We start from the raw sequence: 15,215 nt of genomic DNA, 5'->3' as shown, positions 1-15,215 counted from the left end.
CATGCCCAAGCGGAACGCGAGTGGATCATTTACAGCGACCATTACTCCGGCATATGGCCGTCCAGTCAAGTGGCTAAATCTCGCCATGTGAACCTGAGTTGGCCCACGCGGTGCTTGCGCCGGGTGCGCCGTCGGCGCACGTGCGCGCCCCGACCTGGCGCGAAGGACTCTCCGGATAGACAAAGGCGCACGGCGGGCGCACGGGCGCATCCGCCCGTGCGCCCGCCGTGCGCGGGTCACAGAATGAGACGCTCGGGCTACCGCCGCAGCCAGCTCGTCAGAGCGCTCCACCAGGAGCGCCTGCGCGGCCGTACCGGGGGCATCGGCGCTGCGGCCACCTGGGGAACGGTGGCCACAGAAGGCTGCGGCTCCGCCTGCGGCAGCTTCTGGGGGATCACCTCGCGCGGTACCGGCCTCGCGCTGACCCCGGTGTCCTCACCCTCACGCGGACGGCGTGGTGTGAATTCCACGGGGAGTTCGGCGAGGTGGTGCGAGGTCCACGCCGGGATTCTGGCGAGGTCGTCCGGCTCGGTCGTGAGCCGAAGGTCGGGAAGCCGGGCCAGCAGGACGTCGATGCCGGTCTCCGCGATCGCACGCCCGATGTCCTGGCCGGGGCATTCGTGGGGACCGCCGCCGAAGGCGAGGTGTGAACGGTTGCCGTGCATCGGGGTCGCGAGATCGGGACGGATCGCCGGGTCGGTGTTTCCCGCGGCGAGACCCAGGAGGAGCATGTCCCCCTCCTCGATGCGCTGGCCCCCCAGCTCCATCGGGCCCGTGGCGTACCGGGCCGGCATCACCCACAGCGGGGGCTCGTCCCACAGCACCTGCTCCAGGCCGTCCGGCAGCGTCATGTGCCCGCCCGACAGGTTGCCACGGAAGCGCGGGTCGGTGAGCACCAGCTTGACCATGCCCGCGATCAGGTTCGCGGTGGTCTCGTTCGCGGCCACGAGCACCAGACGCAGGTGCTGGATGACCTCGTCGTCGCTGAACCCGGCGGCGTCGTCGATGAGCCAGGACGCCAGGTCGTGACCGGAGTCGTTGTGCTTCTCCGCCACCAGCCGGGTCAGCGACTCCAGGATGTGGACGTAGCTGGCACCCGAGGTCTCGGTGCCCTTCATCAGGTCACGGCACGCCTCGGCGAGCCGCGGGCCCTCCTCCTCGGGAAGGCCGAGCAGGTTCGTCATGACGAGCAGCGGCAACTGCTCGGCGAACTGGGGCACCAGGTCGGCACTGCCGGCGGCGGCGAACTCGTCGATCAGCTGGTTCGAGACCCTCGTGACATGGCGGCGGATGCCATGGCGGTTGAAACGCCCCATGCCTCGGCTGACCGCGCCGCGCAGCCGCTTCTGATCCTCACCGTCGGCGAAGACGACCAAGGGCTGCCAGCTGATGGTGGGGCCGAGCGGATGCTCCGGCTTGAGGTCCCCTCGCTGGAACACACTCCAACGCCGGGAATCGGAGGAGAACCGCGAGGGGGTGCGAAGCACCTCCAGGTTCTCCCGGTAGCCGAGCACCAGCCAGGCCGGCAGGTCGTCGTGGAGCAGGACGGGAGCCACGGCTCCGTGCTCGGCGCGGAGCTTGTCGTAGACGCCCATCGGGTCGGCTTCGGCCTCGGGGTCGTAGAGGCGTCGTACGCCGGCGCCACCGGAGGCGTGGGCGGGGCACTCGGGGGGTGGGGTGGTCACGATGCCTCCGTGGAGAGGGCGAGGGAGTGCAGGTATCGCATCAAGGTGAGCAGCACGTCGCGGCTGGAGTCCCGCTTGCGGGCGTCGCAGTGCACGATCGGGACGTGCTCGGGCAGGTCCAGGGCGGCACGCAGTTCCTCGACGGGATGTGGAGGAGCCTCCGGGAAGGTGTTGATGGCCACCACGAAGGGCACTCCGCGCTCTTCCAGCCGCCCTATGACGTCGAAACTGACCTCGAGGCGCCTGGTGTCGACGAGCACGACCGCGCCCAGCGCACCCTCGAAGAGCCCGTTCCAGAGGAACCAGAAACGCTGCTGGCCGGGGGTGCCGAAGAGGTACAGCACCAGTTCCCGGTTGATGCTGATCCGGCCGAAGTCCATGGCCACGGTGGTCGCGGTCTTGCGTTCCACCCCGGCGGTGTCGTCTACGCCGACACCCGCCTGCGTCATGGTCTCCTCGGTCGTCAACGGCCGGATCTCACTCACCGATCGGACCAGGGTCGTCTTGCCGACCCCGAAACCCCCGACGATCACTATCTTGACCGCGGCGGTGGCGGTTTCCGGCAGTGCGTCCTCGCTCCGTGGCCCGGCGACGACGAGGGGGTCAGAGCTTCTCAAGTCCATGCATCACCGCCTCAATAAGAGCGACGTCGGGAAGGTTGGCGGGTGGGATCGGCGAACGTGCCTCCACCCTTTTCTCGGCCAGCAGGTCGGCGAGGAGCACCGTGACGACGCTGACCGGAAGATTGAGGTACGCGGAGATCTCGGCCACGGAGAGCGGCGAACTGCACAGTCGCACGATCGCCGCCTGCTCCGGTGGCATCCCCGGCGGCGGTCCGGTACGCGCCCGGACCAGCGTGACCAGGTCGAGGGTGGAAGTCTCGGACCCCCCGCTCCGACCTCCCGTGATCACGTAGAGCCGCTCGGGGCTTCCCTCCTCCCATCCCTGACCCGATTCGCTCATCCGGCCTGCTCGTCACTGCGCGGCGGACTGCTCAGGTGCTCACCGATACGCGCCACGAGGTCGCGCATCCGCTGCCCCATCAGTCCGGCATCGACTCCCTCGTCGGCGAGTACGGCGAGGTACGCCCCGGCGCCGGCCGCCATCAGGTAGAAGAAACCGCCCGACATCTCGATCACTACCAGCCGCATGCGGCCGTCACCCTGCGGGAACTCCGTGGCGACGGCCGCCGCCAGGCTCTGCAGCCCCGCACAGGCCGCGGCGATCCGGTCGGCCGCGTCCGTGTCGGCACCCCACTGGGCCATGCGCAAGCCGTCCGCGGAGAGCACCACCACCTGCCGGGTCTGCGGAACGCTGGTCGCCAGGTCCTTGAGCATCCAGTCCATGTTGGCCCGCTGCTGAATCACGGCTACTCACCCTTATCTAACGACTCGTCACTGTTGCTGACGGGAGCGGCAGCGGGCGTCTCTCCTGACACGCCGCTCTGGAAGGCGGCCAACCACATGCCGGGCTGCACCGGCTCCTGCGCCGGTGGTTTGGCACGGGAAGCAGTGACAGAACCGGCGGGGAACGCAGAGCCCGCGGGGGCGGCCGCGGCGGGCGGGGTGCGCCGACGCCGCTGGGGCAGCCCGTTCGAGGTGCGCTCGTGAACGACGGGTGTGTCGTCCGCCATGTCGGCCATCACGGGGGCCGAAGCCTGGGGCCCCGTGCTTCGTTTGGTGTCGGATCCGGACCCCGGGCGGGAACCGGCGCGGGGCGCCGGGACGGTCCGCGGACCGGAGGCGGCACCGATGCCGTGCGCCAGGCCCGTCGCGTTGGTGGTGGTGGTGATCAGGTCCTGCGGGACGATCAGGACCGCGCGCACACCGCCGTAGGCGGAGGTCCGCAGCGAGACCTGGAATCCGTAGGCCTTCGACAGACGGCCCACGACAGCCAGGCCCAGGCGGGGCGTCTCGCCGAGGCCGTTGAGGTCCATGCCGGCCTGCGCCTGGGCGAGCATCTGCTCCGCCCGCTGGCGGGCCTCCTCGCTGAGGCTGACCCCGCCGTCCTCGATCTCGATCGCGATGCCCGACTGCACCTCGACCGCGGTCAGGTGGACGCGGGTCTGCGGCGGCGAGTAACGAGTGGCGTTGTCGAGCAGCTCGGCGACGGCGTGGATCAGCGGTTCGACCGCGGTGCCGACGATCGCGACCTCGGAGACCGAGTGCAGCTCGACGCGCTGGTAGTCGGTGATCCGCGACATCGCGCCGCGCAGCACGCTGAAGAGGGGAACCGCCTTGCTCCACTGACGTCCGGGACGGGCGCCCCCGAGGACGGCGATGCTGTCGGCGAGACGGCCGATCAGCGCGGTGCCGTGGTCGAGGCGGAGCAGGTCGCCGAAGACGTCGGGGTTCTGGCCGTGGCGGTCTTCCATCTCCCGCAGGGCACTCGCCTGCTGGTGGACGATGGCCTGCACACGGCGGGCGATGTTCACGAAGGCGCGCTGCGAGGACTCACGGATGTCCTCCTCGGCGGAGACGGCCGTGAGGACGGAGTGGAGAACGGCCTGGTGCGCGCTGTGGAACTCGGCCGTGAGGCCCTCGGTGCGGGTCTCGACGCTCTTGAGCACGTCCTCCAGGAACTCACCGCGCTGGAGCTTCGCCATGGCGTCGGGCAGCTGTTCCTTGGCGAGACGTACGGTCTCCGCCTCCTGCTGGGCCAGTCGGTACCTCAACTCGGCGTCGTGCCGGGCGACGTCGGCACGTAGCTCCGCGTTCAGGTGCCCTCGGCGCGCGACTTCGACGGCGAGGACGGCGATGGCCACCGTGGCGGTCACACCGCACCAGAGCACCGCCATCCTGGCGGACGAGGGGACGGTCCATACGGCGACGGTCGCGACCGCCGCGACTATGACGACCGGAAATAACCACGCGGACGTAGCGGTGGGCCGGTGGTCTCCGGGGGACGATCCAGCACGAACCATCAGCATCCTCAGGTGATCGCTAGTCATGGAACGAACACGGCAAGAGCAGCGGATTGCGGCCTCAACGGAGTGGGCAACCAGCAGGCCGTGCCTGACCTGGCGTAATTGCTACAACACGCTGAGCCGCAAGTAGCATAGCCGCTTCCATTCATGGCTGATGCCGCATCACGATGCCCTTGGCACATGCCGATTGACGTATGGTTATCGGTTCTTGCGCGTCGACGCAAACCCCTCCCGGACACTCCAGCACCATCTGTGCGGCCACGATTCGATCATGAGCAATGACCGATATAAACTGTTTGACCAAGGATGGCTCGGTCGACTCCGACGCCGGTTCCCGCACCCCGGGAGGCCCCCATGAGCGAGCAGGAACACGCCGGGCGGGCCGCCTCCGCGAGGGCCCCGGGGCGCCGCTTGCGCACGTCACGCGGCCCCGGCGGGACGCGCGCCGGCCAGGCCCCGCAAGGGCGGCGGGCGGTTCGGGCGGCGCCCGCGGACGGTGCCGGGCCCCCCGCCCAGCGGCCGGCCCCCCGAGGTCTGCCCGGGCGGTACGGCGGGGCCCCCGCGGGCAGGGCGGTGCGACCCCGGCGGACGCCGTCCCGCCGCGCGCGGTGCGCCCGGACCGCGGGACCCGGGAGGCACGCAAAAATTCGCTTCACCCGGAAGAGTGACGGGTACTTGCGCGCGGCCCCTCTGGGGAGCAATGTCACGCGCGCGGGGAGCGGGGACGTCCGATGACGGCCAGCGAACTGCAGGGGCTCGCCGCGATCGTCACCGGCGGCGCCACCGGGATCGGGCTCGCCACGGCGGAGACTCTGGCGGCGCGCGGCGCACGGGTCGCCGTGCTGGACCAGGCCCCCGGCCGGGCACCGGGGCACGTGCACGCGCTCGCCGCCGACATGGCCGACGACACGTCCGTGCGCTGGGCGGTCGGCCGGGCCGTGGAGGACCTGGGCGGACTGGACATCCTGGTCAACAACGCGGGGACCGGGGCCGTCGGCACCGTGGAGGAGAACCCGGACGGCGAGTGGCGCCGGGTGCTGGAGATCAACCTCCTCGGCGTGGTCCGGGCGAGCCGGGCGGCGCTGCCGTTCCTGCGCCGCTCCCCCTACGCGTCGATCGTCAACATCTCCTCGGTCACCGCCACCGCCGGGCTCCCCCGCCAGGCGCTGTACGCGGCGAGCGAGGGCGCCGTCCTCGCGCTCACCCTGGCGATGGCCGCCGACCATCTGGCGGAGGGCGTCCGGGTCAACTGCGTCACCCCCGGCACCGTCGACACGCCCTGGGTGGAGCGGCTGATCGCCTCCGCCCCCGACCCGGCGGCCGAGCGGGCCGCCCTTCAGGCACGCCAGCCCAGCGGGCGCCTGGTCACCGCCCAGCAGGTCGCCGACGCCGTCGCCTACCTCGCCGGGCCCGCGGCCGCCGCGGTCACCGGCACCGCGCTCCCGGTCGACGGCGGCCTGCACGCGCTGCGCCCCACGCCTCCCCTCCCTCCGGAGCCGCTGCCCTGAGCGGCGCGGGGGCAGGGGCAGGGGCATGGCCGCGCCGGCTCCCGTGCGGGGAGCCCCCGCGGACGGGACGTCCTAGCATGGGAGGCACGTATCCGCGGACATGGGACGCCCCAGATGGTCACGCCGGAGAGAGGCGCGGCGGCGCCGGCGAAGGCGCCGTTCGATCTCGCATACGCCGCGTCCGCGCTGATCGACGGCATGGGCACGATCGTCGGCTGGACGGCCGCCGCGGAGCACCTGCTGGGCTATCCGCCCGCGGAGGCGCTGCACCGCCCCGCCACGCTGCTGCTCGCCTCACCCGGGCAGGCCGCCGAGGCGGTGGAGCTGGCCGCCCAGTGGCGCGACCACGACATCTGGGGCGGTCTGGTGGCCGCCCGGCACCGTGACGGACGGCGGATCGAGGTGGGCCTGCGGGTGTCCGCCCTGACGGCGCCCGACGGGCAGGAGCGCTGGCTGGTGTCGGCCATCGACCTGGCCAAGACCCCGTCCTGGGCGGTGAGCAGCGCCATCCTGGAGGGCTTCCTCACCCGCTCCCCGATCGGCATGGCCGTGCTCAGCCCCGATCTGCGGTACGTGTGGCTCAACGACACCCTGGAGCACTTCGGCGGCGTGCCGCGCGAGCGCCGCATCGGGATGCGCCTGGCCGACGCCCTGCCCGGGATGGACACCGGGGCCATGGAGGCCGTCATGCGCGAGGTGCTGCTGACCGGTGAGCCGGCGATCGACCACGAGTTCCAGGGCTGGACACTCGCCTCCCCGTACCGCGAGCGGTCATTCTCCACCTCCTTCTACCGCATAAACGATGCCGAGGGCAGGTCGATGGGCGTCTGCTACATGGCCATGGACGTCACCGACCGGTGGCGCGCCCGGGCCAGGCTCGCGCTGCTCAACGAGGCCGGGGCGTGCGTCGGCAGTACCCTGGACGTCACCCGCACCGCCCAGGAACTGGCGGACGTGTCCGTCCCCCGGCTCGCCGACTTCGTCACCGTCGACCTGCTGGAACCGGTGCTGTGCGGCGGCGAGCCGCCGTCCGGCGGCGGGCTCGGCGGGGTGCCGCTGTGCCGCGCCGGGATGCGCTCGGTGAACCCGGGCACCCCCGAGTCGATCGTCGCACTCGGCGAGCGGATCAAAGCCGGCGACACCTCCCCTCATGTGCGCTGCATGACCAGCGGCCGGTCCGAGGTGGAGGGCGACATCGCCATCGACCGGGCGTCCTGGCTCACCGACGACCCGGCCCGGGCGGCCAAGATCCGCGAGTTCGGGATGCGGTCGGTGATGTGGGTGCCGTTGCGGGCCCGGGGCACCGTCCTCGGCGTGGTGACCTTCATCCGGCACCGCCGCCCCGACCCCTTCGAGCAGGACGACCTGCTGCTCGCGGAGGAACTCGTGGCCCGCGCCGCGGTGTGCGTGGACAACGCCCGGCGGTGGACCCGCGAGCACGAGGCGGCGCTCACCCTGCAGCGCAGCCTGCTGCCCCAGACGCTGCCCGGCGGCACGGCGCTGGAGGTCGCCTCCCGCTATCTGCCCACCGACATCCAGGACGGTGTGGGCGGCGACTGGTTCGACGTCATCCCGCTGTCCGGGGCGCGGATCGCGCTGGTGGTCGGGGACGTGGTCGGGCACGGGCTCACCGCGGCGGCCACGATGGGGCGGCTGCGTACGGCCGTCCACACCCTCGCCGACATGGACCTGCCGCCCGACGAACTGCTGGCGCACCTGGACGACCTCATCATGCGGCTCACGGAGGAGGAGAGCGCCGACCCCTCCGTGGCCGCCACCGTCACCGGCGCCACCTGCCTCTACGCGGTCTACGACCCGGTGACCCGCCGGCTGACCATGGCCCGCGCCGGGCATCCGCCGCCGGCGGTCGTCGACCCCGGCGGCCGGGTCACCTTCGCCGAGCTGCCCGCGGGGCCGCCGCTCGGTCTCGGCGCCATGCCCTTCGAGTCCGCCGAACTAGAACTGGCCGAGGGCAGCGTCATCGCCCTCTACACCGACGGCCTGATCGACACCTTCGGCGAGGACGTCGACGTCGGCCTCGACCGGCTCGCGCGCGCCCTGGCCCACCCCGAACTGCCGCTGCAGGAACTGTGCTCGGGTGTGCTGGAGCGCCTGCTGCCCGGTCCGCCCGCCGACGACGTGGCACTGCTCGTCGCCCGTACGCACGCGCTCGCCCCGGACCGGTTCGCCGCCTGGGACCTGCCGGTCGACCCGGTGGTCGTCAGCGAGGCCCGCGCGCTGGCCGGCCGCCAACTCGCCGAATGGGGACTGGAGGAGCTGCGGGCGACCACCGAACTGGTCGTCAGCGAGTTGGTCACCAACGCCATCCGGCATGCCTCGGGACCGATCCGGCTGCGCATGATCCGGCAGTCGGTCCTCATCTGCGAGGTCTACGACGGCAGCAACACCGTGCCGCGGCTGCGGCACGCCCGGACCACCGACGAGGGCGGCCGCGGGCTCTTCCTCATCGCCCAGCTCACCCGCCGGTGGGGCACCCGCTACACCGCCGACGGCAAGCTGATCTGGGCGGAGCAGGAGATCCCGGACATCCCCCGGGGTTGAGCCTTCGGCGCGCGACCAGGGCGGTGGTGGTCGGCGAGGCCGGGCGGCCCGTCGGCCCCCGCGGGCCGGGGGCGGCGCGGGCCGGGGGCGGCGCGGCGGTCAGCCCTGGAACGCCGCCGCGTCCATGTACACGACCTCCCACAGGTGGCCGTCCGGGTCCTGGAAGCTGCGGCCGTACATGGGGCCCTGCTCCATGGGCTCGTTCGAGGGGTGTCCGCCCGTGGCCAGGGCCGTGTCGGCCAGTTCGTCCACCCGCTCCCTCGACTCGACGCCGAGGCAGACGATGGCCTCCGTGGTCTTGGTGGCGTCGGCGACCTCCTTCTTGGTGAACTGCCGGAAGAAGGGCTCGGCGAGCAGCATCGCGAAGATGCCCTCGCCGATCACCAGGCAGGCGGCGTTGTCGTCGGTGAACCGGTCGTCGAAGGAGAACCCGAGGCCCCCGAAGAACGCCTTCGACCTGGGCAGATCCTGCACGGGAAGGTTGACGAAGATCTGGGTCGACATGGTGCGCCTCGTTCCGTTCCAGGGGTTCTGTCAGTGGTCTGTGCTGAAGTAGACCCGTGGGCGCTCCGGAACTCATCGGAAGGCGGAGGAGAATCATGAGCGATCTCGCTGCACCCCCGGACGTGGCGCAGGAGCTGGAGCGGTACCGCGCGGAGCTGACCGGCTACTGCTACCGGATGCTGGGCTCGGCCTTCGAGGCGGAGGACGCCGTCCAGGACACCATGGTGCGCGCCTGGCGCTCGTACGACCGCTTCGAGGGGCGCTCCAGCCTCCGCTCCTGGCTCTACCGCATCGCCACCAACGCGTGCCTGGACATCCTCGGCGGTACGGGGCGCCGCGCCCGCCCGATGGACCTGGCCTCACCGGGGGGCGCCGAGGGCCCGCTGCCCGGCACCCTGCCGGAGAGCACCTGGATCTCGCCCGCCCCCGACGGCCGCGTCCTTCCCGCGACGAGCGACCCCGCCGATCTCGCCGACCAGCGCGAGAGCGTGCGCCTGGCGTTCGTCGCCGCGCTGCAGCACCTCGCGCCGCGCCAGCGGGCCGTGCTCATCCTGCGGGAGGTGCTGGCCTGGAAGGCCGCCGAGGTCGCCGAACTGCTCGACACCACCGTCGCCTCGGTCAACAGCGCGCTGCAGCGTGCCCGCGCCACGCTCGCCGCCGCCGCCCCGGCCACGACCGACCCGGCCCGTCCGCTCGACGAGGAGCAGCGCGCCCTGCTCGGCCGCTACGTCGCCGCCTTCGAGTCCTACGACCTCGACGCCCTCACCTCACTGCTCCACGAGGACGCCACGCTGTCCATGCCGCCCTTCGGCCTGTGGCTGCGCGGTCCCGCGGACATCCGGGCCTGGATGCTCGGGATCGGCGCCGGCTGCCGCGGTTCGCGGCTGGTCCCCGTCACGGCCAACGGCACCCCGGGCTTCGGGCAGTACCGGCCCCGCCCCGGCGGGGGGCACGAGCCGTGGGCGCTGCAGGTCATCGAGATATCACAGGGCCGGATCACCGGGCTCAACTCCTTCCTCGACACCGAGCGGCTCTTCCCGCTGTTCGGCCTCCCCGCGCGCCTCGAGCCCGAGGCCCGCTAGTCCGCCCAGCCCGGTGAGCGCGAGCAGTTCCCGCAGCGCGCCCCCGGCGCCCCGCAGCCGTATCCGCCCGCTGTGGCGCCGTGCGGTGAGCTGCAGCCGTACGAGGGCGTCGACCAGCACGACGTCAGGGGCACCCTCGAGCCCTCCCACGTCGCACGTCACCGTGCCGCCGCCGCGCTCGGCCAGCAGTACGCGCACCCGCTCGGCCAGCGGCGCGATCCCGGAGCGGTCGAGCCTTCCGGTCAGGACGAGCACGGCCGGCCCACCGCCCGGCCTGGACGCGGGCGGAGGCGGGGGCGGGGGCGGCGCCGGCCGGGCCATGGGCGACCTCCTGGAGCGGGATCCGGGCGCGGGCGTACGGGTCCCGTACGCCTCCGTACATCCCTAGGACCGGCGGCACGGCCGTAATCCATCGCCGCCGCGCGTCACCGTCCGAACAGCGCCGCGATCTCCCGGGGGTCCCAGGCCCCGTCCGCGCACTCCGCGAGGTAGGCCGCGATGCCGGGCAGGTCCCAGGCGCCCGTCTCCGCCAGGCCCTCGGCGATGTGCCGCAGGTAGATCCCGGACGGCCTGACGTGCTCGGCCCCGCCCGAGCCCCAGGGCGCGGTGAAGACGAGCACCGGGTGACCGTCCACGTCCCCGGGGTACAGCAGCGTCTCGTAGCGCCCGTCGCCGAGCCGGGCCCTGCCGTGCCGCAGCACCTCGCCGAGGTCGAGGTCGGCGCCCGGTGAACGGTACGTCTCCTGGGCGACGATGTCGGAGAACTGACCTACCGTCAGCAGGTGGCCCCGGGCCCGCACTCCGCCGCCCGGCGCGTCGCCGTCGTAGAAGGCCCGGCCACCCGACCAGACCTGCGAGCGCGTCGCGAAGTACATCCGCCCCGGCAGTTCCAGCGGCACCGACCGCAGCGGCGGCCGCGCGTCCCGGCAGCCCGGGTACTCCCGGCCGCCGCCGGGCGGCACCCCACCGGCGAGATAGCTGCCGAGGCGCACGAGGTGGGTGTTGGAGCCGTAGGCCGCGTACCAGACGACGCCGGGCGGCCGGTCCCGCCGGCCGACGCTCCGGGGCCCCACGCGCTGCGGTGTGGTCACCGTTCCATGATGCGGGTGCGAGCGTGCGCCGCGGGCTCAGGCGGCCGGCACCGTGCCGCGGATCTGCCGCAGGAACGCGGCGTTGTCCGGGGTCGCCCGCAAGCGCTCCAGCAGCGTCTCGAAGCTCCCGGGACCGCGCAGGGCCCGGCGCAGCCCGCGGGCGGCGCTCAGTTCGGCGGGGCTGAGCAGCAGCTCCTCGCGACGGGTCCCCGACGGGGCCACGTCCACGGCCGGGAAGACCCTGCGGTCGGCGAGCCCGCGGTCCAGGCGCAGCTCCATGTTGCCGGTGCTCTTCAGCTCCTCGAAGAAGTAGTCGTCGGCCCGCGACCCGGTGTCGACCAGCGCGGTGGCCAGGATGGTCAGCGAACCGCCCTCCTCGGCGAGCCGCGCGGAGCCGAACAGCCGCTTCGGGCCGAGCAGCGCCGCCGCGTCCACACCGCCGGACAGCGTCCGTCCGCCCGAGGACGCCGCGTTGTTGTGGGCCCGGCACAGCCGGGTGAGGGAGTCCAGCAGCACGACCACGTCCCGGCCGGTCTCGACCAGCCGCCTGGCCCGCTCGACGGCCAGTTCGGCGACGGCGATGTGCTGCCGGGGCGTGCGGTCGAAGGTCGAGGCGACGACCTCGCCCCGCACCGATCGCCGTATCTCCGTGACCTCTTCGGGGCGTTCGTCCAGGAGCACCACCATCAGGTGGCACTCCGGGTGGTTGTCCGCGACCGCGTCGGCCAGCCGGCGCAGCAGCATGGTCTTGCCGGCCTTCGGCGGTGCCACGATCAGCCCGCGCTGGCCCTTGCCGACGGGGGCCAGCAGGTCCACGACACGGGTCGTCAGACCGCCCTTCGAGCACTCCAGGCGCAGTCGCTCGGAGGGGTGGAGCGGGGTCAGGTCCGCGAAGTGCCGCCGCCCGCGGGCCTGGTCGGCGGCCCTGCCGCAGACCTGCTCCGCCCGTACGAGGGCGCGCGAGCGGCCGGCCGTGGCCACGCCTTCGACGACGTCGCCCTTGCGCAGCCCGTACCGCCTGATCACCTCCGGCGGCACCGGGACGTCGTGCGGACCGTGCGCGTAACCGGCGGTGCGCAGGAAGCCGCGTCCACCCTCGACGTCGAGGATTCCGGCGACGGCGACGAGCCGTTCCCGGGGAGCGGGGGGTGCGGTGGTCGTGCCGGTCTCGCCGATTGCGTTGGTCGCCATCGTTGCACTGGGGTTTGTGGACATACGGGGTCCTCGGAAGAAGGGCGCGCACGGCGGCGGAATCGGCCGGCCGCCGGGACACGCGGCAGAAGAGGCGAAGCCTCGGGGAGATCGCCGGCGCGGGGCGCGGGCGAAGGGAAAACCGACCGCAGCGGACTGCGGGAGCGGACCGCGGGGCGGTCACGGGAAGGCACCGGCGCCGAAGAGCGGCGCGCAGGCGTGCACTTCGCACTGTAGCACCGCGTCCGCCGGATGCCTGCCCCGCAGCGGGCGCGGGTTCGTGTGCGGCGCCGTTGCGGTTGCGGTCGGTGGGTGTGTGCGAGTGCGTTGGGTGTGTGCGAGTGCGTTGCGCCTGCGGCGGGCTGCCCCCGCCCTCCCCCAGCCTTCGGCCGGGGTGCCCCCACCTCCCCCGCCCCCTCCGTCTCGTTCGGCGGCCAACGCCCGGAGGGGGTGAACGGGCGGCCCGGGGCGCCGCGCCTGCCCTACTCGCCGTCAGCCGCCCCTCGGCCGGTGGCCGAGGGGCGGAAGTGCGGGGAGAGGACCGAGGCGGTCAGCCCGATGTGCCGGGTAGCGTCGAGCCGCCGGGGGAGGGCCGGGTGTAGAACCCGCCTTTCAGGCCCGCGATGACCCCTTCGACCATGCCCTTCGCCGGCCGGTCGAAGCAGGCGCTGACCACGAGGCCCACAGCGGAGGAGCGGTCCGGGTCCCGCCCCCAGGCCGTCAGTTCCCGCCGGCCGCCGAGCGCGCGGCAGCCGTCTCCCGCGTCCGCCACGCCCTTCACCGCGAACCGCCCCGGCAGGGAGCCGCCCGCGAGCTTCTCCACCTGGCGGAAGGAGATCAGCGCACCGCCCACGGCGACCTTGCCGACGGGTGGGCACACCGAGTAGGCGACCACCTCCTGCTTCGTGCACTCGGCGCGCTCCTCGAGGGGCTGCGCGGCGACGAATCCGACCACCCGGCCGTCCGCGGCCGTGGCCACCAGGGACGTCCAGCCGCTGCCGGGCAGCTTCAGCCGCAGCCCGGACAGGGCGTCCAGGCTGACGAGGTCGTAGGCGGAGTCCGTGGTCCGCGTCGGCGACGGCAGGGGCGTCTCCGGGGCCGGCATCGCGCGGTCGGCGGACGCGGCGGGGACGACGTGCTGCCCCCGGGGCATCGCGGGGTCCGTGGGCTGCAGCAACGCGGCGGCCACCACCGCCGCCGCCGTGAGACCGCCGAGCGCGGCCGCCGCACCTGCGGCCACCCGGCGCCGTCTGCGCAGCCGCACCCGTCGCCTGATCTGCGCCATCCGGTCGTGGGGTGCGGGCGTCTGCGGCACGACGCGCTCCAGCAGCACCGCCAGCTCCCATTCCTCCTCCGGCTCGGGATCAGCGTTCACACCGCTCACCACCCCTCGCGAGGCTCGGCACGGCCGCGAGCTGCCCCCGCAGCATGGTCAGCGCCTTGGACGCCTGGCTCTTCACCGTGCCGGGCCGGCAGCCGAGCACCTCCGCGGTCTCCTCGACGCTCAGGTCCTCGAAGTAGCGCAGCACGACCACCGCCCGCTGCCGCGCGGGCAGCCGGCGTATCAGCACCGCGAGCGACTGCTCCAGGTCGACCGAGGCGAACGGGTCCTCCACCGCCGTCACCACCGTGTCCGGAACCTCGCCGTGCGGCACCTCGCCGCGCCAGCGGCGCTGCCACCACGACGAGGCCGTGTTCACCAGTGCCCTGCGCACGTAGGCCTCCGGATTCTCCCCGGCTATGCCCCGCCACTTCGGCCACACCTTGGCCAGGACCGTCTGCAGCAGGTCCTCCGCCAGGTGCGTGTCGCCGGTCAGCAGCCAGGCGACCCGCAGCAACCGCGGCCCGCGCGCGGCGACGAACTCCTCGAAGTCCGCCTGCGCATCCCTCACCGTGGTGTCCTTGCCATCGCGTTCCTGTCCGTGCTCCGAGCAGCCTCACACCCGTTCGAACCGTCCGGGACGCCGGATCGGTTGCCGGGAATCCGTGCTCGTCCTCGTTCGTTGCCGCCTCGGACAGCCGCGCGGCGCGTGGGCGTCCCCAACTGACCGCAGAAGAAAGGGCGTTCTCCGTGGCAACCGCACCCGACCAGTCGGAAGCAAGGGGGGCCGGCCTGTGAGCAGCGTCACCAAGGGCCTCGCCAAGGTCGAGGTCCGGCTCAAATGGGATCCCAGTCCGCTCGGCGCGCCCGTGAGCGACCTGGACATAGTGGCCGCGACCTACAGCGCGGCCGACCTCCACGGCACTCCGGCCTACCTCGTCCACTTCGACAGCCGCTCCCCGGACGGCACCATCACGCTCAACCGCGACAGCAAGACCGGCAAGGGGCTGGGCTTCGACGAGGTCATGACCCTCGAACTCCACCGGCTCAGCCCCGCGTACCAGCGGGTCGTCGTCGGCGTGGTCGTGCAGCAGCACGACGGCCGGATGACCTTCGGCGACGTCGCGGGCACCGGTGTGCACGTGGTCGATGGCCACACCGACCTCGCCGCCTCCGACCTCGGCGAGGTGGCCACCGCCACGGCCGCCACCGTCGGCGAGTTCCGCCGCGGCGACACCGGCGAGTGGCGCTTCCGGCCCGGCGTCCACGGCTACGACGCCGACCCGGCGTCCTTCGCCCGCGTGATGGGCGGCGGCCCCTCCTGATCGCCGCCCGGGAACGCCCG

15 protein-coding genes are annotated in these 15,215 nt (G+C 73.0%); 4 read left to right on the top strand and 11 right to left on the bottom strand.

Annotated elements, in window-relative coordinates:
- Positions 1-257 precede the first annotated feature (257 nt).
- The 5 genes from B085_RS41930 to B085_RS41925 are packed head-to-tail and all read right to left on the bottom strand — an operon-like array spanning position 258 to position 4,608.
- Positions 258-1,685, bottom strand: coding sequence for a cytochrome P450 (locus B085_RS41930; protein ID WP_018558484.1), 1,428 nt, complete (start codon positions 1,683-1,685; stop codon positions 258-260).
- Positions 1,682-2,308 carry a GTP-binding protein gene (locus tag B085_RS0110275; RefSeq protein WP_026250880.1) on the bottom strand — a complete coding sequence of 209 codons (627 nt, stop codon included), beginning with the start codon at positions 2,306-2,308 and terminating at the stop codon, positions 1,682-1,684. Before B085_RS0110275 ends, B085_RS41930 begins: the two co-directional genes overlap by 4 nt.
- On the bottom strand, positions 2,289-2,648 hold the full coding sequence (locus B085_RS0110270; RefSeq protein ID WP_018558482.1) for a DUF742 domain-containing protein: 360 nt from the start codon (positions 2,646-2,648) through the stop codon (positions 2,289-2,291). The genes B085_RS0110275 and B085_RS0110270 overlap by 20 nt, the downstream gene beginning before the upstream one ends.
- Positions 2,645-3,031 (bottom strand): roadblock/LC7 domain-containing protein, encoded by a 387-nt coding sequence (locus B085_RS0110265; protein ID WP_018558481.1) that lies wholly within the window; start codon positions 3,029-3,031, stop codon positions 2,645-2,647. Before B085_RS0110265 ends, B085_RS0110270 begins: the two co-directional genes overlap by 4 nt.
- 23 nt (positions 3,032-3,054) lie before the next feature.
- Entirely contained in the window at positions 3,055-4,608 is a 1,554-nt protein-coding gene (locus B085_RS41925) for an ATP-binding protein (RefSeq protein ID WP_037731526.1), read from the bottom strand.
- Positions 4,609-5,342: 734 nt separating this feature from the next.
- Here B085_RS41925 and B085_RS0110255 point away from each other — a divergent pair.
- Together B085_RS0110255 and B085_RS0110250 are read left to right on the top strand one after the other, a co-directional pair.
- A complete protein-coding gene (locus B085_RS0110255) occupies positions 5,343-6,119 on the top strand; it encodes an SDR family NAD(P)-dependent oxidoreductase (RefSeq protein WP_018558479.1) in 777 nt (258 codons plus the stop codon).
- 114 nt (positions 6,120-6,233) lie between these two features.
- Positions 6,234-8,681, top strand: coding sequence for a SpoIIE family protein phosphatase (locus B085_RS0110250; RefSeq protein WP_018558478.1), 2,448 nt, complete (start codon positions 6,234-6,236; stop codon positions 8,679-8,681).
- Positions 8,682-8,780: 99 nt separating this feature from the next.
- Here B085_RS0110250 and B085_RS0110245 read toward each other — a convergent pair whose 3' ends face one another.
- Complete coding sequence (locus tag B085_RS0110245; protein WP_018558477.1) at positions 8,781-9,185, bottom strand: VOC family protein; 405 nt, start codon at positions 9,183-9,185, stop codon at positions 8,781-8,783.
- A gap of 95 nt (positions 9,186-9,280) precedes the next feature.
- Between B085_RS0110245 and B085_RS0110240 the strand changes: the two genes are divergently transcribed.
- Positions 9,281-10,267, top strand: coding sequence for a sigma-70 family RNA polymerase sigma factor (locus B085_RS0110240; protein ID WP_026250878.1), 987 nt, complete (start codon positions 9,281-9,283; stop codon positions 10,265-10,267).
- On the opposite strand, the gene B085_RS0110235 is transcribed toward B085_RS0110240, so the two are convergent.
- The 5 genes from B085_RS0110235 to B085_RS0110215 form a co-directional block, all read right to left on the bottom strand.
- Positions 10,169-10,522, bottom strand: coding sequence for an STAS domain-containing protein (locus tag B085_RS0110235; RefSeq protein WP_026250877.1), 354 nt, complete (start codon positions 10,520-10,522; stop codon positions 10,169-10,171). The genes B085_RS0110240 and B085_RS0110235 overlap by 99 nt on opposite strands.
- A gap of 170 nt (positions 10,523-10,692) precedes the next feature.
- Positions 10,693-11,358, bottom strand: coding sequence for a histone deacetylase (locus B085_RS0110230; RefSeq protein ID WP_234018542.1), 666 nt, complete (start codon positions 11,356-11,358; stop codon positions 10,693-10,695).
- A gap of 36 nt (positions 11,359-11,394) precedes the next feature.
- Positions 11,395-12,573, bottom strand: a complete 1,179-nt coding sequence (rho, locus tag B085_RS0110225; RefSeq protein ID WP_199789184.1) for a transcription termination factor Rho — start codon at positions 12,571-12,573, stop codon at positions 11,395-11,397.
- Positions 12,574-13,099: 526 nt separating this feature from the next.
- Positions 13,100-13,924: a hypothetical protein gene (locus B085_RS0110220; protein WP_018558473.1), complete on the bottom strand. Its 825-nt coding sequence runs from the start codon at positions 13,922-13,924 to the stop codon at positions 13,100-13,102.
- Positions 13,914-14,441, bottom strand: coding sequence for a SigE family RNA polymerase sigma factor (locus tag B085_RS0110215; protein ID WP_018558472.1), 528 nt, complete (start codon positions 14,439-14,441; stop codon positions 13,914-13,916). The genes B085_RS0110220 and B085_RS0110215 overlap by 11 nt, the downstream gene beginning before the upstream one ends.
- 223 nt (positions 14,442-14,664) lie before the next feature.
- Here B085_RS0110215 and B085_RS0110210 point away from each other — a divergent pair, with 223 nt between their 5' ends.
- Positions 14,665-15,195, top strand: a complete 531-nt coding sequence (locus B085_RS0110210; RefSeq protein WP_018558471.1) for a TerD family protein — start codon at positions 14,665-14,667, stop codon at positions 15,193-15,195.
- Positions 15,196-15,215: the final 20 nt, after the last annotated feature.

Source organism: Streptomyces sp. BoleA5, assembly GCF_000373665.1.
In the GTDB taxonomy this organism is placed as follows: domain Bacteria; phylum Actinomycetota; class Actinomycetes; order Streptomycetales; family Streptomycetaceae; genus Actinacidiphila.
This window is presented reverse-complemented; position numbering and strand designations above follow the sequence as displayed.

Excerpts from the sequence above, each read along its gene's own strand:
- B085_RS0110250 (WP_018558478.1), top strand. The coding sequence starts at position 6,234 with ATGGTCACGCCGGAGAGAGGCGCGGCGGCGCCGGCGAAGGCGCCGTTC.
- B085_RS41925 (WP_037731526.1), bottom strand. The coding sequence starts at position 4,608 with ATGGTTCGTGCTGGATCGTCCCCCGGAGACCACCGGCCCACCGCTACG.
- B085_RS0110245 (WP_018558477.1), bottom strand. The coding sequence starts at position 9,185 with ATGTCGACCCAGATCTTCGTCAACCTTCCCGTGCAGGATCTGCCCAGG.
- B085_RS0110255 (WP_018558479.1), top strand. The coding sequence starts at position 5,343 with ATGACGGCCAGCGAACTGCAGGGGCTCGCCGCGATCGTCACCGGCGGC.
- B085_RS0110265 (WP_018558481.1), bottom strand. The coding sequence starts at position 3,031 with ATGGACTGGATGCTCAAGGACCTGGCGACCAGCGTTCCGCAGACCCGG.
- B085_RS0110275 (WP_026250880.1), bottom strand. The coding sequence starts at position 2,308 with ATGGACTTGAGAAGCTCTGACCCCCTCGTCGTCGCCGGGCCACGGAGC.
- B085_RS0110270 (WP_018558482.1), bottom strand. The coding sequence starts at position 2,648 with ATGAGCGAATCGGGTCAGGGATGGGAGGAGGGAAGCCCCGAGCGGCTC.
- rho (WP_199789184.1), bottom strand. The coding sequence starts at position 12,573 with ATGTCCACAAACCCCAGTGCAACGATGGCGACCAACGCAATCGGCGAG.
- B085_RS0110240 (WP_026250878.1), top strand. The coding sequence starts at position 9,281 with ATGAGCGATCTCGCTGCACCCCCGGACGTGGCGCAGGAGCTGGAGCGG.